Below are 26,862 nucleotides of genomic sequence, written 5' to 3' on the forward strand. Positions count from 1 at the left end.
GAGAAGTGATTAAGGGGGAATCTACTATGCGTGAAGCTGTTATTGTAGCAGGTGCAAGAACACCTATTGGAAAAGCGAAAAAAGGATCTTTAGCAACTATACGTCCTGATGATCTTGGAGCATTAGTTGTGAAAGAGACATTGCAAAGAGCTGGATATGAAGGGGACATAGATGATTTAATTCTTGGATGCGCTATGCCTGAAGCAGAACAAGGGATGAATATCGCGCGTAATATCGGAGCGCTTGCTGGGTTACCAGATACTACTCCAGCTGTAACAGTAAATCGCTTCTGTTCATCTGGTTTACAATCAATTGCTTATGCTGCAGAACGTATTATGCTTGGTCATTCAAAAGCTATTATTGCAGGTGGTATTGAGTCGATGAGTTTAGTGCCTATGATGGGTAACGTGATTAGACCTAATGCGACTTTGGCAGAAACTGCCCCACAATACTATATGGGGATGGGACACACAGCTGAAGAAGTGGCGAAGAAATATAATGTAAGTCGTGAAGATCAAGATGCTTTTGCTGTACGTTCCCATGAACTGGCTGCAAAAGCAATTCAAGAGGGTAAATTCGTCGATGAAATCGTGCCGGTGGAAGTCGTGCAACGATACGTTGACGCAGGGAACAATTTACAAGAGAGAAAATTCACTTTTGATATGGATGAGGGTGTACGTGTTGGTACATCTCAAGAAACACTTGCGAAATTACGCCCTGCGTTTTCAATAACTGGAAGTGTGACAGCAGGAAATGCATCGCAAACTTCAGATGGTGCAGCCGCAGTGCTTGTTATGGATCGTGCAGAGGCTGAAGAACAAGGCTTAAAGCCGATGGCAAAATTTTTATCATTTGCTGTAGGGGGAGTTCCTCCTGAAATTATGGGTATTGGTCCAACAGTTGCTGTACCAAAGGCGCTGAAAATTGCAGGACTATCTATTGAAGATATTGATCTTTGGGAAATTAACGAAGCATTTGCTTCACAATCAATCCAAGTGGTTCGCGAACTTGATATAGACCTTGAAAAAGTAAATGTCAACGGTGGTGCTATTGCATTAGGGCATCCGCTTGGCGCTACAGGTTCCATCTTAACGCTAAAGTTAATCCATGAGTTAAAACGACAAGGTAAAAAGTACGGTGTAGTAACAATGTGTATTGGTGGCGGTATGGGAGCTGCTGGCGTATTTGAAGTTTTATAAATAACATACAAAAGGGGATGTATTAGTATGACAGAAAAAACAATGAATATCATTAAAGGTGGTAGCTTTTTAACTGAAGATGTGGAACTAGATCGAGTATTTACACCAGAAGATTTCACTGAAGAACATAAAATGATTGCTAAAACGGCAGAAGACTATGTCCAAAACGAGGTATTACCAGTCGTTGAGAATTTAGAAAACCATGAGTTTGAGCATTCAGTACGATTATTGAAAAAAGCTGGTGAACTTGGACTTTTAGCTGCAGATGTACCTGAAGAATATGAAGGACTTGGTTTAGATAAAGTAACATCTGCATTAATCGCAGAGAAAATGTCAGTTGCGGGCGGTTTCTCTATTACACACGGTGCACATGTTGGGATAGGTTCATTACCAATCGTATTATTCGGTAATGAAGAGCAAAAGCAAAAGTACTTACCTAAGCTTGCATCAGGTGAGTTAATCGCTGCTTATGCATTAACAGAACCGGGTTCAGGTTCAGATGCGTTAGGTGCTAAAACAGTTGCTAAATTAAACGCAGAAGGCACACATTATGTATTAAATGGCGAAAAGCAATGGATTACAAACGCTGGTTTTGCGGATGTATTCGTCGTATATGCGAAAATTGATGGCGATAAATTCTCAGCATTCATAGTAGAACGCGAATACCCAGGTGTATCTGTAGGTGCAGAAGAGAAGAAAATGGGTATTAAATCTTCTTCAACTCGCACGCTAATTTTAGAAGACGCACAAGTGCCAGTAGAAAACTTACTTGGAGAAGTAGGGCGCGGTCATATCATTGCATTTAACATTTTGAACATTGGTCGTTACAAGTTAGGTGTTGGTTCAATTGGTGCATCAAAACGTGCACTAGAATTAGCAATTTCGTATACAAACCAACGTCAACAATTTAAAACACCGATTTCATCTTTCAATTTAACAAAAGAGAAATTATCAACAATGGCTTCTAAGCTTTACGCTACTGAAAGTTTAATCTACCGTACAGTAGGATATTTTGAAGATCGTATGGGTCAATTAAGTGAAGAAGAACAAAAAGATGGTAAAGCAATTGCAGCTTCAATTGCAGAATATGCAATTGAATGTTCTATCAATAAGGTTTTTGGTTCAGAAACACTTGACTACATCGCCGATGAAGCGGTGCAATTACATGGTGGATATGGTTTCATGCAGGAGTATGAAGTAGAGCGCATTTATCGTGACTCACGTATTAACCGAATTTTCGAAGGAACGAACGAAATTAACCGCTTCATCATTCCAGGTACATTCTTGAAGAAAGCTATGAAAGGTGAGCTACCATTATTGCAACAAGCAACGAGCCTACAACAAGAATTATTAATGCTAATGCCTGAAGAAATCAGCGATGAACCATTAGCACAAGAAAAATATCTTGTAAAAAATGCGAAGAAAATCGCCTTATTAGCAGCCGGTCTTGCTGCACAAAAATACGGTCCTAAATTAGATGCTGAGCAAGAATTGCTAGTGAATATTGCGAATATTGCTAACCAATTATTTGCAATGGAGTCTACTGTATTACGTACAGAAAAAGCTATTGCGCGTGATGGATTAGATAAAGCAAGTCAAAAACTACTATACACTCAAATCTTCTGCCAGGAAGCATTTGAAGAAATCGAAAAAGAAGCAAAAGAAACAATCATTACAGCTGTAGACGGCGACAACGCTCGAATGATGCTTTCTGCTCTTCGTAAACTAACGCGTAATAACCCTTACAATGTTATTGCGAAAAAACGTGAAGCTTCAGTTAAACTTATTGAAGCAGAAAAATTTGTTGTCTAAAATAAGCTAGATGAGAATCCGAACACAAAATTGTGTTCGGATTTCTTGCTTGTAGACTATACTCCCACTACAATAGAATTAAATAGTTTGGAAAAAGGAGCATGTATATGTCTATTTTATTGATTCAATATCCAAAATGTACAACTTGTCGTAAAGCAAAAGCATGGTTAGAAGAAAATGGGGTAAACTATACAGCGAAGCATATCGTTGAAGAAACGCCTACTAAAGAAGAATTAAAACAGTATTTAGATGCTAGTGGTTTACCGTTGAAGAAATTTTTTAATACTTCAGGGATAAAGTATAGAGAGTTACAATTGAAAGATCGTCTTGCTGAAATGTCGGAAGATGAGCAATTAGAATTGCTTGCTTCAGATGGTATGTTAATTAAGCGTCCGATTGTTACAGATGGTAAAAAAGTAACGTTAGGATTTAAAGAAACAGACTTTGAAGAGACGTGGAAATAATACAGACATATGCTTGTTTTTACACTGGGAATATGTCAAACTTAAAGTGAATGTAATTACATATTTGGAGGGGTATTCATGAGCACACCAAAAGACTTACGCTATTCTGAAGAACATGAATGGGTAAAAACTGAAGACGGAAAAGTACGTATCGGTATTACACATTTCGCACAATCAGAACTAGGCGATATCGTTTTCGTTGAACTTCCACAAGTTGGAGATGAATTAGTAGCAGACCAGCCATTCGGCAGTGTTGAATCTGTAAAAACTGTATCTGAACTTTACGCACCAATTTCTGGTAAAGTAGTTGAAATTAACGAAGAGCTAGAAGAAAGCCCAGAGTTCGTTAACGAATCTCCATATGAAAAAGCATGGATGGTTGTTGTTGAACCAGCAGATAAAGCTCAAGTTGATGCACTATTAACTGCTGAACAATACGAAGCAATTATCGAAGAATAAGATTCAGAAACGCCGTGCATTTGCTCGGCGTTTTTTTAAACTTAGTAAGCGGCAAAAAGTATTTGTTAGGAGGGTATATATGACTTTTAACAAGCTGATTATCGTGGAAGGGCGCCAAGATAAATTGAAAATTGCGCCAATACTAGCAGAAAATATTCCGATAATATGTACGAATGGAACCGTTAGTGCAAGTCGATTAGAAGAGATCTTGGCACTCTATGATGATTACGAGATGTATGCGTTTTTTGATGCTGATTCATCTGGTGATAAACTCCGTGCTCTTTTTAAGAGAGAGTTCCCAAATGCTCGTTATTTACACACCTCCCCTACTTATAAACAAGTAGAAGCTACTCCAAGAAGACATTTAGCTAGAATATTATTAGCTGCAGATTTTAAAGTTCATAAAGAATATCTTATAGTATAGGAATGACAAACATGGAAGAATGGTCACGTGAACAATGGGAAGAGATGATGAAAACATCATCGCTTTCGGCTTTTTATTTGTATACACCATTATGTGGTACATGTGCAGTTGCGTCGAAAATGATGGATGTTGTAAAGCATGTCGTAAATGATATTCCGATTGGTAAAGCGAACTTAAATTATATACAAGACGTAGCATTTGATTATGAAATTGAAAGTGTCCCTTGTTTAATTATTTCAAAAAATGGTAAAATCCGCGATAAAATCTACGCATTTCAATCAGTACCTTATTTATTTGAGAAATTACAATTAAATGATTGACGTTAAAGTAATAGCGTGATAAAGTAGCAATCATAACTAATTAAATATTGTCGTTACTCTTATTTAGAGAGGTGGAGGGAAGTGCCCGATGAAGCCCGGCAACCGTCATATTTATATGACACGGTGCCAAATCACACAAAGTATTTACTTTGGAAGATGAGAGAACGGTTTTACGTATATAGTATTGCGTTGAACCCTTCTGCTTATCTGCAGAAGGGTTTTTTTAATTTCAAAAAGATGCCATTAGAAAGTGCATACTTTTTAGTTTTAAAATAAAGGTGGTATGACAGTGATTAAGTTAGAAAATGTAATGAAAAAATATAAAACCGCTAACGGAGAGTTAACTGCTGTCAAAGATGTGAATTTATCTGTTGAAAACGGAGAAATATTCGGCATTATTGGATACAGTGGAGCGGGTAAGAGTACGCTCATTCGTTTATTAAATGGTTTGGAGCAACCGACATCCGGTAAAGTTGTTGTAAATGGACAGGAAGTTTCATCGATTAAAGGAATTGCGTTACGTAATGCACGTCAAAAAATCAGCATGATCTTCCAACATTTCAATTTACTTTGGTCACGCACTGTAGAAGAAAATATAGCATTTCCATTAGAAATTGCAGGTTTATCTAAAGCTGAGAGTCAAAAGAAGGTATTAGAGCTTATTGAATTAGTTGGTTTAAAAGGAAGAGAGAAAGCATATCCTTCTCAACTATCAGGTGGTCAAAAGCAACGTGTTGGTATTGCAAGAGCATTAGCTAATAATCCAGAAGTATTGCTTTGTGATGAAGCGACTTCAGCGCTTGATCCTGAAACAACGGATTCAATTTTAGATTTACTAGTAGATATCAATGAAAAGTTAGGCTTAACAATTGTACTTATCACGCATGAGATGCATGTAATCCGTAAAATTTGTCATCGTGTGGCTGTGATGGAAGCAGGGCAAGTCGTAGAAAACGGTGATGTTCTAGAAGTATTCCAATCACCGCAAGCAGATGTTACAAAACGCTTTGTATCTCAAATTACTGACACAAACGAGCGTAAAGAATCAATTGGACAAATTATTGAAAACTACCCATCAGGAACACTTGTGAAATTAACTTTTGTAGGTTCTTCAACTGGCCAGCCAGTTATTTCACATTTGAGTCGTGAACTTAATCTGGATGTGAATATTGTCCATGGGAATATATCGCAAACGAAGAGTGGTCCATATGGTACGCTCATCGTACAGCTAGATGGTAACAAGGATAATGTACAAAAAGCAGTGACATATATGAATGAACATGGAGTAAAAACGGAGGTGATCGAAAATGCTTAATGATCTCTTTCCGAATGTAGATTGGGTGAAAATGTGGGAAGCAACATTAGAAACACTATATATGACAAGTATTGCTACAGTTTTCACATTCGTAATTGGTTTAGCTTTAGGTATTTTGCTATTTTTGACAAGCCCCCAACAATTATGGGCAAATAAATTAGTCAGTTGGTTAACAGGTTCGCTAGTGAATATTTTCCGCTCGATTCCTTTCATTATTTTAGTAATTTTATTAATTCCATTTACAAAGCTTTTGCTAGGCTCAATTCGTGGTCCAAATGCAGGTTTACCAGCATTAATCATTGGAGCAGCTCCATTTTATGCGCGTATGGTTTTAATAGCATTGAAAGAAATTGATAAAGGGGTCATTGAAGCGGCACGTTCAATGGGTGCAAAGACGTCTACAATTATCGGTAAAGTACTAATACCAGAATCTTTACCAGCTTTAGTTTCGGGTATTACTGTAACTGCTATCGCGCTTGTTGGTTATACAGCAATGGCAGGTGTTATTGGGGCAGGTGGTCTAGGGACCTTAGCGTTCTTGGACGGTTTCCAAAGAAGTCAAAGTGATGTAACGTTTGTTGCAACAATTCTCATATTAGTTGTCGTATTTGTAATTCAATTTATAGGCGACCTTATGACAACGAAAATAGATAAAAGATAATTTGGGTTTAACGGTATAACCGATCATATATAACTAATCAGTTAAAAAGGAGAGTTAACAACATGAAGAAACTTGTAGCAGGAATCCTAACGGGAGTACTAGCACTAAGCCTAGCAGCTTGTGGTGGTAAATCAGATGAGAAATTAGTAATTGGTGCAGCTAATGTACCGCATTCTAAAATTTTAGAAAAAGCAGCACCACTTCTTGAAAAAGAAGGTGTTGAGCTAAAAATCGAAACATATCAAGACTTTGTTTTGCCGAACCAAGATCTAAAAAACGGCGATTTAGATGCAAATTATTTCCAACATATACCTTATTTAGACCTTGAAAACAAGAAGAAAAACTATGATTTCGTTAATGTTGGTGGAGTGCACATCGAACCAATCGGTATCTATTCTAAAAAATATAAAAAACTCGAAGATCTTCCAGAAGGAGCAACAATTCTTTTAAGTAACTCTGTAGCTGACCATGGACGTATGTTATCTTTACTTGAAGCGAAAGGTCTTATCACATTAAAAGAAGGCATAGATAAAACTGCAGCTGAAATTAAAGACGTTACAAAGAACCCGAAAAACTTTAAATTTGATGCAAACACTGCACCTGAAATGCTTGTACAAATGTACAAAAATAACGAAGGTGACGCAGTATTAATTAATTCTAACTTCGCTATTGATGCAGGTATTAGCCCAGGAAAAGATGCAATTGCATTAGAAGATAAAAAGTCTCAATACATTAATATAATTGCTGTTCGTAAAGAAGATGAGAACAACGAAAAGATTAAAAAACTAGTTAAAGTTCTTCATTCAAAAGAAATGCAAGACTATATCTTAAAAGAATGGAATGGGGATATCGTTCCTGTTTCTGAATAAGAACTAATTGAAACGCCCCAGCTGAATTTGCGAGGGCACTGAAAACTTACGTTTTTAAATGTAATGTTCTTCAATAGTAAACACCGGCACTTTTTGTTCGATTTTGAACAGAATGTACCGGTGTTTTTTTGTATTTCCCTTAATCTTTATTTAATAGCTTCAAGATACGTTTCAAATCCACCGCAAATATTATTGTAGCTCCTTGAACTTCCAGGCCAAATAAACCCGCCGATTTTCCCATATTGTAGCCATGCTGATTTTTCAACTCACTATTCTTCGCTTCAATTATATGGCGCCTTTTCGCTAAGTCTTTGAATCTCTTGATTTGACGAAGCATATTCTCTTTAGGCACATTTAAATCGTAAAGCGCCATATAAGGGCTTAGAGTGAATGTTTCTTGTTTAGAAATCATGGACAGTTCCACCTTGAATAGTCCTTTCATTATAAATAGTTAGGTTTGAATCGAAAGAATGAAAAACTCAGATAAACGATAAAACTAGTTGATTGGAGTGCAGGCGGCGACTCCTTGGGGAACTAGCGAACATCTTGAGACCCCGCAGGAGCGTTAGCGACGAGGAGGCTCAAGGTTCGCCCCCAGGAAAGCGTCCGCCGGAACGGAAATTAACGGCATCGAAGAAAAAGCCATGGCTAAAATTTATTTTATGGACTTTTTCAGTGCACTCGGAATTTGCTTTGGTATTTTTTTTAATACTTAAGGGATTCTATAGAATAAATAGTGCGTAAACCTCGTAATTACTTAATTATTACGTTCTAATTATAATTATCAGAAAATACTTAATTTTTTGGATAATTAATAAACTATTCACTTTAATAAGTGGGTGTGATAAAGTGTGCTTATGCTTTTAGAAAAGACATATGTATTTATGAGGAGGACAATTTATGAAAATCAAGTTTGGTTTACTCCCGCAAATTATTGTAGCGATAATATTGGCGGCTTTACTTGGGACTATCATGCCGAAAGATGGCGTTCGCATATTTGCAACATTCAATGGCTTATTCGGGAATTTTTTAAACTTCGTCGTACCGTTATTGATCGTCGCGTTTATTGCACCTGGAATTGCACAATTAGGTAAAGGTTCAGGAAAGTTATTAGGACTAGCAACGTTCTTTGCGTACTTCTCTACTTTAATCGCTGGATTCTTTGCATTCTTCATAGCGTCAAATATTCTACCTAAGTTAATTTCAACTTCGGGTAGTGAGCAATTTGCTAACCCAGAGGAATCTTTGGCGAAAACATTCGTAGTAATTGATATGCCTCCATTGATGGGTGTTATGACGGCGTTATTACTAGCTTTCATCCTTGGTATCGGTATGGCAGCTATTAATAGTGAAGTTATGAAAAAATTCTTTGATGAATTTAATTTGATTATTGATAAAGTAATTTCGAAAATTATTATACCACTATTACCAGTCCATATTTTTGGCATTTTCTTAAACATGACTTTCGCTGGTCAAGTGGCAAAAATTCTTTCAGTATTTGCACTAGTATTTTTATTAATCATTTTAATGCATATATGTATTTTAGTTTTACAATATGTAGTGGCAGGCGCTGTTAATAAAAAAAATCCGTTCTATTTATTAAAAACAATGGCACCTGCATACTTCACAGCTCTTGGAACACAGTCATCAGCTGCGACGATTCCGGTAACATTAAAGCAAGCACGTAAAGCAGGTGCTTCAGAACGAGTAACAGGATTCACAGTTCCGTTATTTGCAACAATTCACTTATCAGGTAGTACAATAACACTAACAACATGTTCAATTGCCGTAATGATGTTAAATAATCAAGCCTATACTTTAACTGAGATGATACCTTTCATCTTCATGTTAGGTGTTGTGATGGTTGCAGCACCTGGTGTGCCGGGAGGGGCAGTAATGGCAGCTACAGGAGTTCTTCAATCAATGTTAGGTTTTGATGAAACTATGATTGCGTTAATGATTGCTCTATATCTTGCACAAGATAGTTTTGGTACTGCAACAAACGTAACAGGTGACGGTGCACTTTCAATGATTGTTGACCGCTTTAGTACTAAAAAGCAAGCATAGATAGAAAATAAACAAGCTCTATAAAAAGGCCTTCGGAATAATCGGGGGTTCTGAAAAAATTACGTTTTAAAATGTAATGTTCTTCAATAGTAAACACCGGCACTTTTTGTTCGATTTTGAACAGAAAGTGCCGGTGTTTTTTTGTATTCCCCTTATTATTCATTTAATAGCTTTAAGATACGTTTCAAATTCACCGCAAATATTGTTAAAGCTCCTTGGAATTTCAGGACAAATAAACCCGCCGATTTCGCCGTATTGTAGCCATGAGGATTTTTCTACTACTATTCTTCTTAGCTTCAATTTTATAGCGCTTTTCCTCTAAATCTTGAATCTTTCCGCTTTTTGAAAAGCTGTTTGCTCTTCATGTTCGGTTGATTTTATGGAAGCTGAAATAAAGGGTAAAGGGTTAGGTATGGATTTGAATCGGAAAGAAGGGAAACTAAGAAAAACGATAAAACTAGTTGATTGGAGTGCAGGCGGCGACTCCTCGGGGAACCAGCGAACATTTTGAGACCCCGCAGGAGCGTTAGCGACGAGGAGGCTCAAGGTTCGCCCCCAGGAAAGCGTCCGCCGGAACGGAAATTAACGGCATCAAAGAAAAAGCCGTGGCAGAAACGAATTAATCGTTTCCTCCATGGCTAAAATTCATTTTATGAACCTTTTCAGTGCCTTTGGAATAATTCCAAGGCCTTTTTGTTATTTAAATTGAGTTAACAATGAAAAGAAGTTATTTACAAAACTTAAGAAAACTTGTTCAGAAGGAGCTAGGTCACGATTGGTAGGTGAAATGATACCGACTGTTCTGGTGAATTCTGGTGATACTATCGGTAACTTTACAGTTCTTCTAGGAGTGGAGTCATAAAAGGCACTTTCAGGTAACAAGCTTATACCGATTCCTGCGGCAACTAAACCTTTTAAAGCATCCATATCTTCTCCTTCTGATGTAATTTTAGGTGTGAAACCAACAGATTTACAAGCTTCAACGGCTACTTTGTTGAGAATATAACCTTCAGGGAAAAGAACAAAATCTTCATTTCGTAAATCAGTCAAATGAATAGATTCTTTTTGTGCTAAAGGATGAGTCGCGGGCAATAAGGCTGCCATGTTTTCAGTAAATAAGATATTCGTATTAATGGAATCATCTTTTTGGGGAAGGGGGCCAAGGAATGCTAAGTTTAATTCTCTATTTTTCACTGCACTTATTAAATATCGGTAAGAGCCTTGGCGTAAATGGAAGGATACATTGGGGTGCTCTTTTTTAAATGCTGAAATGACAGTTGGCAACAAGAAACTTGCTAAACTTGTAGGAAAGCCGATTTTAATTGTCCCTTTTTCAGGATCTAAGTATTCATCGATTTGTTTTTTTGCAAAATCGATTGCTTGTAAGGCAGCGATACTATGTTCAAGAAATGTTTTACCGATTGGTGTCAGTTTTACATTTCGTCCAACTCGTTCAAATAGCTTTGTACCAAGTTCTTCTTCTAAATTGGCTATTTGGCGACTTATAGCAGATTGGGCAATATGTAAATTTTCGGCAGCTTCAGAAATATGTTCAAGCTCCGCAACTGCAACAAAATAGCGTAATTGGCGTAGTTCCATTGTATGTCATCTCCCATTCATCTGTTTTTTAGATTAATAATATATAAATTATATATTGTTTATATCGGTTTGGAAATCTAAAATAAATTTAAGTCACTTTTAAGTGAAGAGGGAGGGATTGCATGACATTTCATCAACTTCCAACAGCACAGGGATTATACTCCCCACAATTCGAGCATGATGCCTGTGGTATTGGTTTATATGCTCATTTAAAAGGAAAAGCCACGCATGACATCGTTATGAAAGGGTTAGAAATGCTGTGTCGTCTGGATCATCGCGCAGGGCGAGGTAGTGACGGCAAAACGGGTGATGGTGCTGGGTTAATGGTTCAAATTCCGGATGCGTTTTTCAGAGCGATTTGTACAGAGTGGATTTTACCCGAACAGGGACGCTACGGTGTAGGTATGTTATTTTTCACTCAAGACGATACAGAACGACAAGATATAGAGAATAAGATGAATGAATTGATTGCTGAAGAAGGCCAAGAGTTATTAGGTTGGAGAACAGTACCAATCAACATAGCCCCTTTAAGTGACACTGCTAAGAAAACGGCTCCAGTTGTTCGTCAAGTGTTTATAAAAGCTGCTAATGTCAGTGATTCCCTCGCCTTTGAGCGTAAGTTGTATCTAGTTCGTAAGCAAACAGAGCACTGGGCAACAAAAAATGACAAGAAGTTTTATTGTGCAAGTTTTTCGAGCCAAACAATGGTTTTCAAAGGTTTACTAACACCACAAGAAGTGGATGAATTTTATACGGATTTGCAAGATGAGCGATTTGCATCAGCATTTTCATTAGTTCACTCGCGTTATAGCACAAACACATTTCCGAGCTGGGAACGTGCACATCCAAATCGCTACATTATTCACAACGGGGAAATCAATACATTACGTGGCAATATTAACTGGATGAAAGCACGTGAACAACAATTTGTTTCAGAAGCATTTGGGGATGATTTAGAGAAGCTTCTACCGATTATTGACCAGAGTGGTAGTGATTCGTCAATGCTTGATAACGCCTTTGAGTTTTTCGTTTTAGCCGGCCGTTCGCCTGCTCTTACAGCAATGATGATGATACCGGAACCGTGGACTGAGAATCCACATATTTCAGAAGAGAAAAAAGCGTTTTATGCGTATCATAGCTGTTTAATGGAACCTTGGGATGGGCCAACAGCGATTTGCTTTACTGATGGTAAGCAAATTGGTGCAATTTTGGATCGTAATGGTTTACGACCAGCTCGCTATTATGTCACAAAGGATGACTACATCATTTTCTCATCTGAAGTTGGTGTAGTTGATGTAGAGGAAGAAAATGTCGCTTATAAAGAACGTTTAAGCCCGGGGAAAATGTTGCTTGTTGATTTAGAACAAGGACGGATTGTTTCAGATGAAGAACTAAAATCAGATATGGCAGGGGAAGAGCCATACGCACAATGGTTAGAAGAAAACCTTGTGACTGTGAAGACGACAGAAGATCAACCAGAGGACATAATGGATTTGCTATTCCGTCAAAAGGTCAATGGTTATACTTACGAAGATATTCACAAATATATTGTACCAATGGTAGCTGAGGGGAAAGACCCCCTCGGCTCAATGGGAAATGATACACCGCTAGCGGTATTATCTGACCGCCCACAATCATTATTCAATTATTTTAAACAGCTTTTTGCACAAGTGACTAATCCACCAATCGATTCGATTCGTGAGCATATTGTTACGTCGACTATGACAGTTCTAGGTGCAGAAGGTAATTTACTACATCCAACGGCAAAAAATAGTCGCCGTATTTACCTAGAGACGCCGGTTCTTACAAATAGTCAACTACAGCAAATAATAGTAAATGATGAAAATTTCAAAAGTGCATTATTGCACCTTGATTTTTCAGAAGAATTAGAAAATGACTTAAATAGACTAATGAAAGAAGCGGATCGGGCGATTGCGAAAGGTGCTCAATTACTTGTCTTATCTGACCGCCTTTTACATGTAGAGACACCGACGATTCCAGTATTACTTGCTGCTAGCTGTATTCATCAACATTTAGTGAGAACAGGAAACCGTACGAAAGTGAGCATTATTGTAGAGTCTGCTGAAGTACGTGAAGTGCATCACTTTGCAGCTTTAATCGGTTACGGTGTAGATGCGATTAACCCCTATTTAGCATTTGCTTCAATTTATCAAGCAATAAAAGATGGTCATTTGACACAAACATATGATAGGGCAGTTACCAAATATACGAAAGCCATTGCAGATGGAGTTGTCAAAGTCATGTCTAAAATGGGTATTTCAACAGTACAAAGTTATCGTGGTGCACAAGTTTTTGAAGCTGTGGGTATTAGCAAAGATGTGATTGCAAAATATTTCACTGGGACAGCTTCACAATTAAGTGGCATTGATTTAGAAACAATCGGGAAAGAGGCACTACGTAAACATGCAGAAGCGGTAAAGTCTACTGAGCAAGTATTGCAATCGGGTAGTGATTTCCAATGGAGAAGCACGGGTGAACACCATGCCTTTAATCCAAAAACAATTCATACATTGCAATGGGCTGCGCGTAAAGGGGATATCGGTCTTTACAGACAATATGCTGAAATGGCAAATGAAGAGCGAATTGGCTTCTTACGTAATTTATTTGCATTCAAAAAAGCAAAGCGTCGTATTCCGCTAGAAGAAGTAGAATCTGTTGCATCAATCGTCAAACGCTTTAAAACAGGTGCCATGTCATTTGGATCATTAAGTCAGGAAGCGCATGAAACGTTAGCAATCGCTATGAACAAACTAGGTGGTAGAAGTAATAGTGGTGAAGGTGGGGAACACCCGAGCCGTTATGAAATCGATGCTAATGGAGATAATCGTCGAAGTGCAATTAAACAAATTGCTTCAGGTCGTTTCGGTGTAAAGAGCCATTACTTAGTGAATGCAGATGAGTTGCAAATAAAAATGGCACAAGGGGCAAAGCCTGGTGAGGGTGGCCAGTTACCTGGCAATAAAGTATATCCATGGGTAGCGGATGTTCGTGGTTCAACTACAGGTGTAGGATTGATCTCACCTCCACCGCATCATGATATTTATTCTATTGAAGATATGGCTGAACTGATTCATGATTTGAAAAACGCTAATCGTCATGCGCGTATTAGTGTAAAACTGGTCTCAAAAGCAGGGGTCGGTACAATCGCATCTGGTGTTGCGAAAGGTGCTGCTGACGTAATTGTTGTTAGTGGATATGACGGTGGAACAGGAGCCTCGCCGAAAACGAGTATTAAGCATACTGGATTACCGTGGGAGCTTGGTCTTGCTGAGGCGCATCAAACACTCATGTTAAATGGTCTACGTAATCGTGTCATTTTAGAAACGGATGGTAAATTGATGACAGGAAAAGATGTCGTTATGGCGGCTTTACTTGGAGCTGAAGAGTATGGTTTTGCAACAGCGCCATTAATCGTCCTTGGTTGTGTAATGATGAGAGCTTGTCATTTAGATACATGTCCAGTTGGGGTAGCTACTCAAAATCCAGAGCTAAGAGCGAAATTTATGGGAAATGCGGATCACGTCGTAAACTTCATGCAATTTGTTGCTGAAGAAGTACGAGAGCATATGTCTATGCTTGGTTTCCGTTCAATGGATGAAATGATTGGCCGCACAGATGTTTTAGAAATTAGTGATAGGGCTAAAAATCATTGGAAAGCTGGTCAATTAGATCTTTCGGCTTTATTGTATCAATCTAAAGGACCTCGTACTCAACAAGTGATACAAAATCATAAAATCGAAGATTCTCTTGATATGCGTGAAATTCTTAGCTCGGTTGAGAAAGCGATAATAGATGGAAGTCCTATTAAACTGCATTATCCGATTAAAAACACAGACCGAGTTGTTGGTACTATTATCGGTAGTGAAATATCGAAACGTTATGGTGAAAGAGGTTTAGTGGACGATACAATTTCACTCCATTTCACAGGATCAGCTGGGCAAAGTTTTGGTGCGTTTATTCCTAGAGGGATGTCTATGCATGTAGATGGAGATGCAAATGATTACTTCGGTAAAGGACTATCAGGAGGTAAAGTTGTCGTTTCTGCACCAATAAAAGGCGATGTTGAGAAAAATGTCATTGCCGGAAACGTTTGTTTATACGGTGCTACGAGTGGTAAAGCATTTATCAATGGTCGAGCTGGAGAACGTTTTGCAGTACGTAACAGTGGGGCGGATATTGTTGTTGAAGGAATAGGGGATCATGGTTGTGAGTACATGACTGGGGGCCATGTTGTTATTTTAGGTGACGTCGGCAAGAACTTTGGAGCTGGTATGTCCGGTGGTATTGCGTACGTTTTAGTAGAAGATGAAAAAACTTTCAAAGAAAAGTGCAATACAGAAATGATAGGCTTTGAGGATTTAGAAAATGAGGAAGAGATAAAATTTGTTCGTACATTAATTGAAGAACATATTTTGAATACAGATAGTTCAAAAGCCAAAACAATCTTAACTGATTGGTCTCAGTCTGTGGTTAAATTCTTAAAAGTTGTCCCTACAGACTATAAGAAAATGATTAATCGCATTAGTGATTTAAAGGCTGAAGGTTTATCTGCCGATGATGCGGCAATGAAAGCATTTTTAGCTACGTCTAAAAAAGAGGAAGTAGTGCTTTCCAATAAATAATGGAGGAGGGGTTCTAGATGGGGAAACCAACTGGATTTATGGAATATCGTCGAGAAATAGGAAAGGAACAGCCACCACTAGAGCGCATTAAGAATTGGAAGGAATATGCTTCGAGATTAACCGATGAAGCTCTTCAAATCCAAGGTGCTAGATGTATGGATTGTGGGACACCATTTTGTCATATGGGAATTGAGATTCGCGGTACAGCTGCGGGCTGTCCGATTAATAATGTTATCCCTGAGTGGAACGATTTAGTGTATAAAGGTAAATGGAAGGAAGCATTAGAGCGTTTATTACTTACAAATAATTTCCCGGAATTCACAGGGCGCGTGTGTCCGGCGCCTTGTGAAGGATCATGTACACTAGCAATCACAGACCCTGCAGTTGCTATTAAAAGCATTGAACTTACTATTATAGATAAAGGGTTTGAAAATGGTTGGATTCAACCACGTATGCCTAAGCTACGTACAGGTAAAAAAATTGCCATCATCGGTTCGGGACCAGCAGGACTTGCTGCAGCGGATCAATTAAATCAATTCGGACACTCGGTTACTATTTATGAGCGAGCTGACAGAGCTGGTGGCTTGTTAATGTACGGTATTCCGAATATGAAGCTCGAAAAAGATATTGTGGAACGTCGTATTCAATTATTAATGGAAGAAGGCATAGAGTTTGTCTTAAATACCGAAGTAGGTAAGGATATTACGGCTGAACAGTTAAAAGCTGGGAATGACGCTATCATTTTGTGTACTGGTGCAACAAAGCAACGCGCGCTTCATATGAAAGGAAGCGAATCAGAAGGGGTCCATTTAGCGATGGACTATTTAACTTCAACAACAAAAAGTTTGCTGGATTCTAATTTTGAAGATGGAAAGTTTATTAATACAAATGGAAAGGATGTTATCGTTATTGGTGGTGGTGATACAGGGGCTGACTGCGTAGCTACAGCAATTCGTCAAAATTGTAATAGCGTCGTACAGTTTGGTAAGCATCCTCGGTTACCTGTTAATCGTGCTGACGATAATTTATGGCCAACTGACCCTCATATTTATAAATTAGATTATGCCTATGCTGAAGCGGATGGGAAGTATGGTAAAGACCCAAGAGAGTATTGCATACAAACAAAGAAAATTGTAGCGGATAAAAAAGGTCATGTGAAAGAATTACACACAATCCATATGAATAAAGTTATTAATGATGAAGGTTACGTTTATTTTGAAGAAGTACCTGGAACTGAGAAAATATGGCCTGCACAACACGTATTCGTTGCAATCGGCTTTGAAGGTGTGGAGCACGCTTTACCAGAACAATTTGGTGTTAAAGTAACGAACAACAAAATTGCGTCAGTTCGGGAAAAATATGCTACTAATGTAGATGGTGTTTTTACTGCAGGTGATGCACGTAAAGGTCAAAGTCTAATTGTTTGGGCGATTAAAGAAGGCCGTGGTGTAGCAGTAAGTGTTGATGCATATTTATCGAAATGCGCTGCTATACAATAGTAGAATATCTAAAAATGCTAATTATAATAATGGGTTATGTTTTAGAGTACAAAACTAAAAAAACACTATAAAAAGGATATCAAATCGAAATGATTTGGATATCCTTTTTTAATTGATATAAAGCGGCTTTTTAACAATTGGGTATATCAAATCTCATTATTAAAGTTACATTATAGAAAGTCCTATAACGATGCGAATACATAATCTTTTTTCCGCTCGAATTAGTTAAATTGTTAATTTAAATGGCAAGGAACTATATTCAACTAACAGGGCAGCATAGTTGAATATTAACTTTGATTTTCCGTCTTCAATAAAGAGTATGTATGCTTAGTTAAGTTGACTTTTATCCAGTTATTTTATTATCTGCTTTCTGTTAATATTGTTTATGTAATAAACAAGGAATGGACTGAAAAACTTGACTGCAATAATAATGATTTCATTGATGATATTGGTTGGATTTGCATTAATGTATTGTGCAATCTACACAAAAGATAAAGATATTGAAATGTTATCTGCTTACGGGGTAACAGATTTAATTTTGGTAGTAGTTAGTTTAGTTTTTAGTTTATCTTCAACTCGGTTTAAAAGAATATTAATATTTTTATTTGGTTTACTTTGGTCAAGTTTATTCTTATTTATATTAATTTCAGGAAGATATTAGAATTTGAAACTAACTAATGCGGTTTTCAAAGAGTCTATGAATTCCAAAATGTGTGATTTTTCTTCTTCAACTACCATGAAAATTAATTTCTTCAAGAAAAGAAAAATGACAACACTTAAAAAGACCCTGCCTAATCGTTAAAAAAGAGGAGAGCGGACATTAATAAGACTATTGTTTTCGGCAGATTATTAGTATTGACTCCACTAACCATTTTCATTCTCTGTGGTGCAGGACTATTTTGTGCTGCATGGATGGCTAACGGGTGCATTCTTTTGGCGGAATTATAAACCGATTAAATATAACGTATGCGATACAACACATAAGATAACAGTACCAAGCAGATTTATTTTTGTCTCTTTTACTATTCTTCCAATGCTCATCTTCGCGTATTCCCTGTCCCCTTTTAGCAATGGTCTTGTGACACTTGGCATAGCTATTTTTATAATTGGTTCTTTGTTGGCACCTTTTCTTGTTACTTATAAGAAGTCTATGTGAACTAATGTACTTAAGCTAACGGGATCTTTAGTAGAATAAGTAGAGTTAAATAATCAATCTCATTTATAATAAATAGTTCTTATAAATAGGCTGTTTTCTCAAAGATTGTTGCTATTCAACTATTGCAGGAAATTAAAACACTACTAAAATTGATGTAAAATGAATCAATACGATAGACAGAGCAGGTGAAAGTAAAATGATGGAACTAATAGGCGCATTTTCATTAACGATTTTAGGCTTTGTTTTATGTATAGCAGGTATTGTGTATATGAGAAAGAATCGAAAAAAGAAACCTTTACCACATATTAAATACTATGGAATCCAGCTTGGACTCTTATTAAGTGCCCTATTATCTCTCGTCGTATTTTGGGATGCCCTAACGGTGATGCCTAAGATTTTAAAGGGAGATCACGACATAGTAAAGGGTGCGTGTGCAGTTGAATACTGGAGCACTACAAAAAGTTCTTATTTAGATATTACGTTTTCGGAGGATTTGTTTTTTAGTGTACCTCCAAATCATTGGGACAAAGGTTCATTAACAAAGGCGTATTGCGAAGTTACCTATTATGAAGGTTCTGATTTTGGTATACATTATAAAATATACGATAAACAAAATGGCGCATTATTACAGCGAGATTAGCAGCTTAAAGTAAATTTATATAATGGCTTAATCCTAATTATGGGGCATCCAGCTGGGTACACCTTTTCACTAGCGGGGGCGCTAATTAAAAATCATTGAGTTGCTTTGGCAGCTCTTTTTTCTTTATTAAACTAACGAGGCAGGTTAGTTGAAGAAGGAAAGGCTATTTGAATCATAAATCGAATAAATAATAATTGAGGTATGTAGATGTATAACTTTGAAAATGAAATTAAACAAATAAAAAATAAACAATTAGACGATTTTTTTGGTAATGACTACTTTCATGATGGATTCATTCTTTCCATAGATTGTATTGGTGAAAATTCCGTAAGAATGAAGTTCTCCTGCGAAAGAGAGTGGGGAGAGCAGTCTTGTAAAGGTAATTGGATAGATCATTATGTAAACGAAGTTTTCCATTATAATGTTTATTTTAAGAATTGTATTCATTTAAACATGGAGATAAATGATTTCCCAATTGAATATTTAAATGGGAGATTTAAGAATAGTGCTAAGTTAGAACTTTTCAATAAAGAAAGCGACAATTCGAATTATCATTTAAGAATGCAAATTGCTTGTGGAGGCTATATCGATATTATTTTTAGTGACTTTACAATTCAAAAATTAAAAGGTGAAATTCCAACTTTTGAATATCGTCCATTAAATAATTTCAAGAGTATTTCCAACCGCTTCGATCCCACTTTAGATATTTCAGAAATTCGTGAAATAAGTATAGATGAAAATAATATTAAAAGAGGCTGGGCTATTATTCATCTATTTAATTTAAATGATAGATTTGCAAATGAAGCAGCATTAAAAGCATTGGATTCTGAAGAAGACGATGAAAAAATTGCTGCGATATTTGTTTTAGGTCAAATTAGTGAAGTTGAAATAATTGCTAAATTGTTTACGTTATGGACAGTTACTGAATATCCAATTATGAAGAGGGATATTTTGGATGCAATTGAAAAAATTATGATTAGGAACAAATAGAACATTGCTATTCAACTAACGGAGGCTTTAGCAAAAGATTATTGAGCTGTTCATACAGCTCATTTTTTCTTGTTCAACTAAATGGGAGGTTAGTAGAACAAGAAAAATAATAATAGCGACTATATAGTGTGTCAGTAATCAGTGATTGGGGTAGTGATATGGGGAAGAAAATATGGTTATTAATTAATGAGAGTTTGAGTGTCTTAAAAAAGAAGACATATTCCCTTTAGCGCGGGGAATATGTCTTCTTTGTCTTTTTTAATGCAATAGATGTGCTTTTTGTAAACATGTTGGTGGTACCCCATTTAGTAATACAAAAAAAGCCTTCAAGAAAAAATATTAAAGGTAAATGTAAGAGATGCATTCTATTTCTTAAAGGAGATATTCAACAATTCTGGAACTGTGACAAATTCATAACCTTGCTCTTGTAGTTTTGGGATAATTTGGTGAAGTGATTCGATCGTATTCGTTCGATCTCCACCCGATTCTGCCCCATCGTGCATGAGAATAATCGCGCCTGGATGAATGTTGTCTACTACATTCGAAGCAATAACTTCCGGCGGGTCTTCCTGCCAATCCAACGAATCAACCGACCAGGCAATCACGTAATAGTTCATTTCCCTAAGCTTCTCGACTAATTCATTGTATAAGAAGCCATATGGTGGTCTAAATAATTTTGTCCGGTAACCAATAATGTCGTTAAGAGCATCTTCCGTTCTAGTTACTTCCCGCTCTAGGGTTCCGAGGTCGGATTCTTTGACAAGGTTAGGATGGGTGTAGGTATGGTTTCCGATTACATGACCCTCGTTTTGCATTCGCTTGACAATTTCAGGGTTTGCAACGGCTTTTGAACCTAACACGAAGAATGTTGCTGGTACATTGTACTGTTTTAATACATCTAATACATCATTTGAAAAACGTGGATCAGGACCATCATCAAAAGTTAAAGCAACTCGTTTTTGATCAGTAGGACCTTTTAAGAAAAATATTTCTGGATACCGTTGTTGTAAAATTCTTAGGTCAACAGGCTGCAGAGGATCCCGCCCGGAATTTTCAGATCCTCCTTTAAGGTCAGGTAAATCTTCTTCCGGATCATCTCGTAAGTCCGTTTTTAACCATTGCTTCGATACATCTGCCAAGGGTCCCTCATTAGCATAAACAATCATGATATCTGTTATATGCAAACAAAATAAAAACCCCGTAACCAACAACCACTTGAATATTCGTTCTTTCATCCATTCATCTCCTTTTTATATTGATACCCGTTTTAGCGATGGCTATTCTAACCTGAATGTGTTTTTATTTCTCATAGTTGTTTAGCGTAATAAAAATTTCATTTTTTGTTCAACTAACGGTGCAGGTTAGTTTAATATATACTCCCTTATTCTGGTAAAATAAGAGTTAATTATGAAGATCACAGGGGGCGGATCATGAACGAGAACGAATTTTATGTTTATCATATCGTTACTAGGAATAAAATGAGCATGGGGCAGATAATTAACTTTGACAAGAACCAGAAAAATACCTTATATAGCTTCTTTTTTGAAAGGGAACAATTGAACGCTAAAGGTGAAGACTTTATCAAGATTTTATACGGTCATTATACAAATGAGGGCTTGAACATTAGTAAAGAGAATGCCGAAGTAGCTATTAAGTATGTGGGACAAACCATCAGAGCTATTAGAGAAGTGCTAGTAGAAATGGTTAGACTACAAGAACATCCTGATTATCCTTCAAGATTGTCGTGCTTATACGCTGCTAAAAGCTATGAAGACGCTTTGAAATGGAAAGAAATATTTGATTCATACAATCGTAATGTTTTGCAGATTGTTAAACTTCGAGTTATTGGGAATTATTTTGAAGGTGATGCAAACCTTTTACCAAAGGAGGATGGGGTTCCTTTCTCTCAAAAAATTGAACAAGCTAGAGAATATTGGAAGGGTAACGTTAAACACGAGCTTACTGAACTTTTGATAGATGGAAAAATTGAAGTGGTAGAAATTGTTGATGATTTTTCATCTTAAATTCTGGAAAGTCGTTAAAGGTATGAATGCTGTAGGAGTAGAGCCTTTTTCTTATTGAACTAACTGAGCAGGTTAATACAATAGGTAGTTTTCAAGAAAATTGTTGCCTTTTTACTACTTTTGTAATAATCACCTGGTAAGAGCGTAGTATAAAAAGGGGTTATTTGAAATTTCAGTAATATCGTTAACAATATGGGGGCGAAAAAATGTTTAATAAAGACACAGAGAAGAATAAAGGGTCAAAGAAGAGATTTGAAGAAATCTTTACAGAAAATGGTGTGGCTAATGGAAACAGAATAATAGTAGATAACGAAACAGGAATTCATTATTTATTTAGTTGGAGTGGATATTCAGGGGGAATAACCCCTTTGTTGGATAAGGATGGAAAACCAATGATAAAACAAAATAATGAATAACATACTTTATCTTGTTCAACTATAGTGTGCTTTTGTTAAATTTTGATTCACGAAATATCAAACCAAGTTGTACAAAAAAAGGTACTGCGAATTGCAGTACCTTTTAGTGTGCTAATTAATTGTCTTTTTAACCTGCGATTTTGCTTTTTGTACTTCAAAACAGAACCCGTTATATTTATAAGGCTTTTTTGCGAAAAATAGCGATGTATAGTAAATTAATAGGCTGTAAACGATAATATTTGTCGAAAGAAGTTATATGAAAATACATAAATTCACAGAAAAATAAGGTTATCACTACACTGAGAGTGAAATCGATTCTCAATTAGAGTATCAGGAATGAAAATGAATATAATTTTAATAAATAGCAAAGAATTGCTAGTATACTTGATGTAAAGCTAGTGAATACCTACTGTTTACAGGGGAAGTGAGAATAATTTTCAAAAGATTTGCAAGCCACTTCTTTTTAAGTTAAGATTAGAATGATATTAAATTAGAAATGGGAAACCATTCATTGAACTCAAATGGAGGTAATCGAATGTCAACATTAGTAATCAAAGATCTTCACGTTGAAATTGACGGGAAAGAAATTTTAAAGGGTGTAAATCTATCACTCAATACAAACGAAATCCATGCAATCATGGGACCAAATGGTACGGGTAAATCTACTTTAGCTTCTGCTATTATGGGTCATCCAAAATATGAAGTAACTTCAGGGACAATCACTTTAGATGGTGAAGATGTTCTTGAAATGGAAGTAGACGAACGCGCTAAAGCTGGTCTTTTCCTTGGTATGCAATACCCATCAGAAATTTCTGGCGTAACAAACGCTGACTTCTTACGTTCTGCTATTAACGCACGTCGTGAAGAAGGTGACGAAATTTCACTGATGAAATTTATCCGTGAATTAGATAAGAAAATGGAATTCCTTGAAATGGATTTAGATATGGCTCAACGCTACTTAAACGAAGGTTTCTCTGGCGGTGAGAAAAAACGTAACGAAATTCTACAATTAATGATGATTAAACCAAAATTCGCTATTTTAGATGAAATTGACTCTGGTCTTGATATCGATGCATTAAAAGTTGTTTCTAAAGGAATCAACGAAATGCGTGGCGAAGGCTTCGGCTGCTTAATGATCACTCACTATCAACGTCTACTTAACTACATCACTCCAGATAAAGTACACGTTATGATGCAAGGTAAAGTTGTGAAATCTGGTGGTGCTGAATTAGCTCATAAACTTGAAGCTGAAGGTTATGACTGGATTAAACAAGAATTAGGCATTGAAGACGAAGAAACTGCTGAACAAGAAGCATAAGAAGGAGGACGAGCAGAATGACGGTTGAAACAAAATTGGCGGTAACCGCTCAAGACGTACGCTCCTTCTCTGAAGCGAACAATGAACCAAGCTGGTTAACTGAGCTTCGTGAAAGTGCACTAGCGAACGTAGAAACGCTACCATTGCCAAAACCAGATAAAACTAATATTACAAAATGGAATTTCACAGAATTTCCAACACATGTTGTAGAAAGTACAACATATGCATCACTAGAAGAACTTCCAGAAGAAGTGAAATCAATCGTAGATGTTGAAAACCAACATAACATCTATATCCAACACAATAATACACCTGCATATTTAGAACTTTCTGAAGAGCTAAAAGCACAGGGTGTTATTATGACAGACATTATCACTGCAAGTCGCGAACACAGTGACTTAGTGAAGAAATATTATATGACTGAAGGCGTAAAAGCTGATGCTCACAAACTAGCTGCATTACATGCTGCATTAGTTAACGGTGGCGTCTTCGTTTATGTTCCTAAAAACGTAATTATTGAAGAACCTCTACAAGTTGTGTTCTTACATGACAACGCAGAAGCATCATTATTCAACCATGTATTAGTTGTTGCTGAAGCAAACAGTTCAGTTACTTATGTAGAAAACTATCTTTCTACTGTTGAAGAAGCAACTGGACAAGCGAATATTATTGCTGAAGTTATCGTAAATGATAATGCAAAAGTAATTTTCGGTGCTGTAGATGTACTTGCAAAAGGTTTAACGACATATGTTAACCGTCGTGGTATTCTACATCGTGACGCAACTATCGAATGGGCTACTGGTTTAATGAATGACTGTGATACTATTTCTGAAAACATTTCACATTTAATCGGAGACGGTTCAAATGCTGATAGTAAATCAGTTGTTGTTGGTCGCGGAGAGCAAAGTCAAAACTTCACAACTGAAGTTCGCCATTGGGGTAAAGCATCTACTGGTTACATCCTTACACACGGCGTAATGAAAGATTCTTCTCGAGCTATTTTCAACGGTATTGGTAAAATCGAACATGGTGCTACGAAAGCAGACGCTGTACAAGAATCACGTGTGTTAATGTTTAGCGAAAATGCTCGTGGTGATGCTAACCCGATTCTATTAATCGAAGAAGATGATGTAACTGCTGGACACGCAGCATCTGTTGGACGCGTTGACCCAATTCAATTGTATTATTTAATGAGTCGTGGTATTGCGAAAGAAGAAGCTGAACGTTTAGTTATTCACGGATTCCTTGCGCCAGTTGTAAACAAATTGCCTATCGAGGGCGTTAAAAAGCAACTGACGGAGGTTATCGAAAGGAAAGTTCGCTAATGATCAAAGATGACATTCGAAGCTATTTCCCGATATTAAATCAAGAGATTAACGGGCATCCGCTTGTTTATCTTGATAGTGCTGCAACTTCTCAAAAGCCAATTCAAGTAATTGAAGCAATCAAAAACTATTACGAATTCGAAAATTCCAATGTTCACCGTGGAGTTCATACACTTGGGAACAGAGCAACAGATTCTTATGAAGGTGCTCGTGAAAAAGTTCGTAAATTTATCAATGCAAACTCGACTGAAGAAATTATCTTCACAAGAGGGACTACTACTGCATTAAATATAGTTGCACAAAGTTATGGGCGTACAAATGTAGGTGAAGGCGATGAAATCATCATCACTTATATGGAACACCATTCTAACTTAATACCTTGGCAACAACTTGCGAAGGAAAAAGGTGCAACATTAAAATATATCGATTTAGAGTCAGATGGTACTTTATCATTAGATAAAGTGCGTGCAACAATTACTGACAAAACAAAGATCGTCTCAATGGCATATGCTTCAAATGTTTTAGGGACGATCAATCCGATCAAAGAAATCGCAGCTATAGCTCATGAGCATGGAGCTGTTATGGTTGTTGATGGAGCGCAAGGTGTACCTCATTTTAAAACAGATGTGCAAGATTTAGATTGTGATTTCTTAGCATTCTCTGGACACAAAATGTGCGGACCAACTGGTATTGGTGTATTATATGGTAAAAAAGCGCTTCTCGAAAACATGGAGCCGGTTGAATTTGGTGGCGAAATGATCGATTTTGTAGGACTTCATGAATCTACATGGAAGGAGCTACCTTGGAAATTTGAAGGTGGTACTCCAATCATTGCTGGAGCTATTGGATTAGGTGCAGCTATTGATTTCCTTCAAGAAATCGGTCTAGACACGATTGAAAAACACGAACATGATATATCGCGTTATGCTATAGACAAAATGCAAACAATTAATGGTTTATCAATTTATGGACCACTTGACCCTGCAAAACGTTCAGGTCTTGTAACATTTAATTTAGATGATGTTCATCCACATGATGTAGCAACAGTTCTAGATATGAACGGCATTGCTGTACGTGCTGGACATCATTGTGCACAGCCACTGATGAAATGGTTACAATGTACTGCAACTGCACGAGCTAGCTTCTATGTTTATAACAATGAGGAAGATATTGACCGTCTTGTTGCAGGGTTGCGCACTGCGAAGGAGTATTTTGCTGATGTCTTTGAATAATTTAGATCAACTTTATCGCTCAGTTATTATGGATCACTATAAAAAGCCAAGAAACAAAGGGGCTCTTGAAGGTAGTAATGTCACTATCGATATGAACAACCCTACGTGTGGCGACCGTATCCGTTTAACTTTACAAGTAAATAATGGCATCGTTGAAGATGCTAAATTTGATGGAGAAGGTTGTTCCATCTCAATGTCCTCTGCTTCCATGATGACGCAAACAGTCAAAGGGAAAACAGTAGAGGAAGCTCAAAACCTAGCACATATTTTCTCTGATATGATGCTTGGAAAAGACTATGATGATTCGATCGATTTAGGTGATGTAGAAGCACTTTCAGGTGTTTCGAAATTCCCGGCTCGTATTAAATGCGCAACTTTGGCTTGGAAAGCAATGGAAAAAGGCGTGCAAAACGAATCTGAAAATAAATAA

General features: G+C 37.0%; 22 protein-coding genes, 2 pseudogenes and 1 riboswitch. Of the genes and pseudogenes, 20 read left to right on the plus strand and 4 right to left on the minus strand.

The features are described from left to right. Positions 1–26: 26 nt before the first annotated feature. The 9 genes from ACZLO7_RS04900 to ACZLO7_RS04940 all read left to right on the plus strand — a co-directional run bounded on the left by ACZLO7_RS04900 (position 27) and on the right by ACZLO7_RS04940 (position 7,523). Entirely contained in the window at positions 27–1,199 is a 1,173-nt protein-coding gene (locus ACZLO7_RS04900) for an acetyl-CoA C-acetyltransferase (protein ID WP_464938389.1), read from the plus strand. Positions 1,200–1,226: 27 nt separating this feature from the next. Next, complete coding sequence (locus tag ACZLO7_RS04905) at positions 1,227–3,011, plus strand: acyl-CoA dehydrogenase FadE (protein ID WP_464938390.1); 1,785 nt, start codon at positions 1,227–1,229, stop codon at positions 3,009–3,011. 107 nt (positions 3,012–3,118) lie between these two features. Then, positions 3,119–3,475, plus strand: coding sequence for an arsenate reductase family protein (locus ACZLO7_RS04910; RefSeq protein WP_464938391.1), 357 nt, complete (start codon positions 3,119–3,121; stop codon positions 3,473–3,475). A gap of 78 nt (positions 3,476–3,553) precedes the next feature. After that, a complete protein-coding gene (gcvH, locus tag ACZLO7_RS04915) occupies positions 3,554–3,934 on the plus strand; it encodes a glycine cleavage system protein GcvH (RefSeq protein ID WP_464938392.1) in 381 nt (126 codons plus the stop codon). Between the two features lie 79 nt (positions 3,935–4,013). Then, positions 4,014–4,358: a toprim domain-containing protein gene (locus ACZLO7_RS04920; protein WP_464938393.1), complete on the plus strand. Its 345-nt coding sequence runs from the start codon at positions 4,014–4,016 to the stop codon at positions 4,356–4,358. An 11-nt stretch (positions 4,359–4,369) separates the two neighbouring features. Further along, on the plus strand, positions 4,370–4,678 hold the full coding sequence (locus tag ACZLO7_RS04925; RefSeq protein ID WP_464938394.1) for a thioredoxin family protein: 309 nt from the start codon (positions 4,370–4,372) through the stop codon (positions 4,676–4,678). 56 nt (positions 4,679–4,734) lie between these two features. Next, positions 4,735–4,841: riboswitch (SAM riboswitch) on the plus strand. Between the two features lie 126 nt (positions 4,842–4,967). After that, on the plus strand, positions 4,968–5,993 hold the full coding sequence (locus ACZLO7_RS04930; RefSeq protein WP_464938395.1) for a methionine ABC transporter ATP-binding protein: 1,026 nt from the start codon (positions 4,968–4,970) through the stop codon (positions 5,991–5,993). Beyond that, positions 5,986–6,654: a methionine ABC transporter permease gene (locus ACZLO7_RS04935; RefSeq protein ID WP_464938396.1), complete on the plus strand. Its 669-nt coding sequence runs from the start codon at positions 5,986–5,988 to the stop codon at positions 6,652–6,654. The genes ACZLO7_RS04930 and ACZLO7_RS04935 overlap by 8 nt, the downstream gene beginning before the upstream one ends. 62 nt (positions 6,655–6,716) lie before the next feature. Then, a complete protein-coding gene (locus ACZLO7_RS04940) occupies positions 6,717–7,523 on the plus strand; it encodes a MetQ/NlpA family ABC transporter substrate-binding protein (RefSeq protein ID WP_464938397.1) in 807 nt (268 codons plus the stop codon). Positions 7,524–7,662: 139 nt separating this feature from the next. On the opposite strand, the pseudogene ACZLO7_RS04945 reads toward ACZLO7_RS04940, so the two are convergent. Further along, a pseudogene (locus ACZLO7_RS04945) lies at positions 7,663–7,839 on the minus strand (IS5/IS1182 family transposase); the annotation flags it as partial. Between the two features lie 584 nt (positions 7,840–8,423). Between ACZLO7_RS04945 and ACZLO7_RS04950 the strand changes: the two are divergent. Further along, complete coding sequence (locus ACZLO7_RS04950; RefSeq protein ID WP_464938398.1) at positions 8,424–9,590, plus strand: dicarboxylate/amino acid:cation symporter; 1,167 nt, start codon at positions 8,424–8,426, stop codon at positions 9,588–9,590. Between the two features lie 155 nt (positions 9,591–9,745). On the opposite strand, the pseudogene ACZLO7_RS04955 reads toward ACZLO7_RS04950, so the two are convergent. Both ACZLO7_RS04955 and gltC read right to left on the minus strand, forming a co-directional pair. Further along, a pseudogene (locus ACZLO7_RS04955) lies at positions 9,746–9,980 on the minus strand (IS5/IS1182 family transposase); the annotation flags it as partial. Positions 9,981–10,286: 306 nt separating this feature from the next. Continuing rightward, positions 10,287–11,189, minus strand: coding sequence for a glutamate biosynthesis transcriptional regulator GltC (gltC, locus tag ACZLO7_RS04960; RefSeq protein WP_464938399.1), 903 nt, complete (start codon positions 11,187–11,189; stop codon positions 10,287–10,289). Positions 11,190–11,311: 122 nt separating this feature from the next. Between gltC and gltB the strand changes: the two genes are divergently transcribed. The 4 genes from gltB to ACZLO7_RS04980 all read left to right on the plus strand — a co-directional run bounded on the left by gltB (position 11,312) and on the right by ACZLO7_RS04980 (position 20,117). Beyond that, entirely contained in the window at positions 11,312–15,832 is a 4,521-nt protein-coding gene (gene gltB, locus ACZLO7_RS04965; RefSeq protein ID WP_464938400.1) for a glutamate synthase large subunit, read from the plus strand. A 17-nt stretch (positions 15,833–15,849) separates the two neighbouring features. Then, positions 15,850–17,331: a glutamate synthase small subunit gene (gene gltD / locus ACZLO7_RS04970; RefSeq protein WP_464938401.1), complete on the plus strand. Its 1,482-nt coding sequence runs from the start codon at positions 15,850–15,852 to the stop codon at positions 17,329–17,331. Positions 17,332–18,683: 1,352 nt separating this feature from the next. Continuing rightward, a complete protein-coding gene (locus tag ACZLO7_RS04975) occupies positions 18,684–19,127 on the plus strand; it encodes a flavoprotein (protein ID WP_464938402.1) in 444 nt (147 codons plus the stop codon). A 207-nt stretch (positions 19,128–19,334) separates the two neighbouring features. Next, positions 19,335–20,117: a HEAT repeat domain-containing protein gene (locus ACZLO7_RS04980; RefSeq protein WP_464938403.1), complete on the plus strand. Its 783-nt coding sequence runs from the start codon at positions 19,335–19,337 to the stop codon at positions 20,115–20,117. Between the two features lie 365 nt (positions 20,118–20,482). On the opposite strand, the gene ACZLO7_RS04985 is transcribed toward ACZLO7_RS04980, so the two are convergent. After that, a complete protein-coding gene (locus ACZLO7_RS04985) occupies positions 20,483–21,352 on the minus strand; it encodes a polysaccharide deacetylase family protein (protein WP_464938404.1) in 870 nt (289 codons plus the stop codon). 195 nt (positions 21,353–21,547) lie between these two features. On the opposite strand from ACZLO7_RS04985, the gene ACZLO7_RS04990 reads away from it, so the two are divergent. The 6 genes from ACZLO7_RS04990 (at position 21,548) to sufU (ending at position 26,862) form a co-directional block, all read left to right on the plus strand. Then, a complete protein-coding gene (locus ACZLO7_RS04990; protein ID WP_464938405.1) occupies positions 21,548–22,141 on the plus strand; it encodes a DUF2441 domain-containing protein in 594 nt (197 codons plus the stop codon). A gap of 206 nt (positions 22,142–22,347) precedes the next feature. Then, a complete protein-coding gene (locus ACZLO7_RS04995; protein ID WP_464938406.1) occupies positions 22,348–22,557 on the plus strand; it encodes a DUF6440 family protein in 210 nt (69 codons plus the stop codon). 535 nt (positions 22,558–23,092) lie between these two features. Then, positions 23,093–23,875, plus strand: a complete 783-nt coding sequence (gene sufC / locus ACZLO7_RS05000; RefSeq protein WP_464938407.1) for a Fe-S cluster assembly ATPase SufC — start codon at positions 23,093–23,095, stop codon at positions 23,873–23,875. 17 nt (positions 23,876–23,892) lie between these two features. Next, positions 23,893–25,200 carry a Fe-S cluster assembly protein SufD gene (gene sufD / locus ACZLO7_RS05005; RefSeq protein WP_464938408.1) on the plus strand — a complete coding sequence of 436 codons (1,308 nt, stop codon included), beginning with the start codon at positions 23,893–23,895 and terminating at the stop codon, positions 25,198–25,200. Then, entirely contained in the window at positions 25,200–26,432 is a 1,233-nt protein-coding gene (locus tag ACZLO7_RS05010; protein WP_464938409.1) for a cysteine desulfurase, read from the plus strand. The genes sufD and ACZLO7_RS05010 overlap by 1 nt, the downstream gene beginning before the upstream one ends. After that, the gene (sufU, locus tag ACZLO7_RS05015) at positions 26,419–26,862 is read left to right on the plus strand and encodes a Fe-S cluster assembly sulfur transfer protein SufU (protein WP_427735246.1); all 444 of its coding nucleotides are present in this window, start codon (positions 26,419–26,421) and stop codon (positions 26,860–26,862) included. The genes ACZLO7_RS05010 and sufU overlap by 14 nt, the downstream gene beginning before the upstream one ends.

Source organism: Viridibacillus sp. d25.2 (assembly GCF_055456015.2).

Coding starts and splice junctions, on each gene's coding strand:
- ACZLO7_RS04975 (WP_464938402.1), top strand. CDS start 18,684: ATGATGGAACTAATAGGCGCATTTTCATTAACGATTTTAGGCTTTGTT.
- ACZLO7_RS04900 (WP_464938389.1), top strand. CDS start 27: ATGCGTGAAGCTGTTATTGTAGCAGGTGCAAGAACACCTATTGGAAAA.
- sufU (WP_427735246.1), top strand. CDS start 26,419: ATGTCTTTGAATAATTTAGATCAACTTTATCGCTCAGTTATTATGGAT.
- ACZLO7_RS05010 (WP_464938409.1), top strand. CDS start 25,200: ATGATCAAAGATGACATTCGAAGCTATTTCCCGATATTAAATCAAGAG.
- ACZLO7_RS04910 (WP_464938391.1), top strand. CDS start 3,119: ATGTCTATTTTATTGATTCAATATCCAAAATGTACAACTTGTCGTAAA.
- ACZLO7_RS04990 (WP_464938405.1), top strand. CDS start 21,548: ATGAACGAGAACGAATTTTATGTTTATCATATCGTTACTAGGAATAAA.
- gltC (WP_464938399.1), bottom strand. CDS start 11,189: ATGGAACTACGCCAATTACGCTATTTTGTTGCAGTTGCGGAGCTTGAA.
- gcvH (WP_464938392.1), top strand. CDS start 3,554: ATGAGCACACCAAAAGACTTACGCTATTCTGAAGAACATGAATGGGTA.
- ACZLO7_RS04925 (WP_464938394.1), top strand. CDS start 4,370: ATGGAAGAATGGTCACGTGAACAATGGGAAGAGATGATGAAAACATCA.
- ACZLO7_RS04920 (WP_464938393.1), top strand. CDS start 4,014: ATGACTTTTAACAAGCTGATTATCGTGGAAGGGCGCCAAGATAAATTG.
- ACZLO7_RS04935 (WP_464938396.1), top strand. CDS start 5,986: ATGCTTAATGATCTCTTTCCGAATGTAGATTGGGTGAAAATGTGGGAA.
- ACZLO7_RS04905 (WP_464938390.1), top strand. CDS start 1,227: ATGACAGAAAAAACAATGAATATCATTAAAGGTGGTAGCTTTTTAACT.
- ACZLO7_RS04995 (WP_464938406.1), top strand. CDS start 22,348: ATGTTTAATAAAGACACAGAGAAGAATAAAGGGTCAAAGAAGAGATTT.
- ACZLO7_RS04980 (WP_464938403.1), top strand. CDS start 19,335: ATGTATAACTTTGAAAATGAAATTAAACAAATAAAAAATAAACAATTA.
- ACZLO7_RS04985 (WP_464938404.1), bottom strand. CDS start 21,352: ATGAAAGAACGAATATTCAAGTGGTTGTTGGTTACGGGGTTTTTATTT.
- ACZLO7_RS04940 (WP_464938397.1), top strand. CDS start 6,717: ATGAAGAAACTTGTAGCAGGAATCCTAACGGGAGTACTAGCACTAAGC.
- sufD (WP_464938408.1), top strand. CDS start 23,893: ATGACGGTTGAAACAAAATTGGCGGTAACCGCTCAAGACGTACGCTCC.
- sufC (WP_464938407.1), top strand. CDS start 23,093: ATGTCAACATTAGTAATCAAAGATCTTCACGTTGAAATTGACGGGAAA.
- gltD (WP_464938401.1), top strand. CDS start 15,850: ATGGGGAAACCAACTGGATTTATGGAATATCGTCGAGAAATAGGAAAG.
- gltB (WP_464938400.1), top strand. CDS start 11,312: ATGACATTTCATCAACTTCCAACAGCACAGGGATTATACTCCCCACAA.
- ACZLO7_RS04950 (WP_464938398.1), top strand. CDS start 8,424: ATGAAAATCAAGTTTGGTTTACTCCCGCAAATTATTGTAGCGATAATA.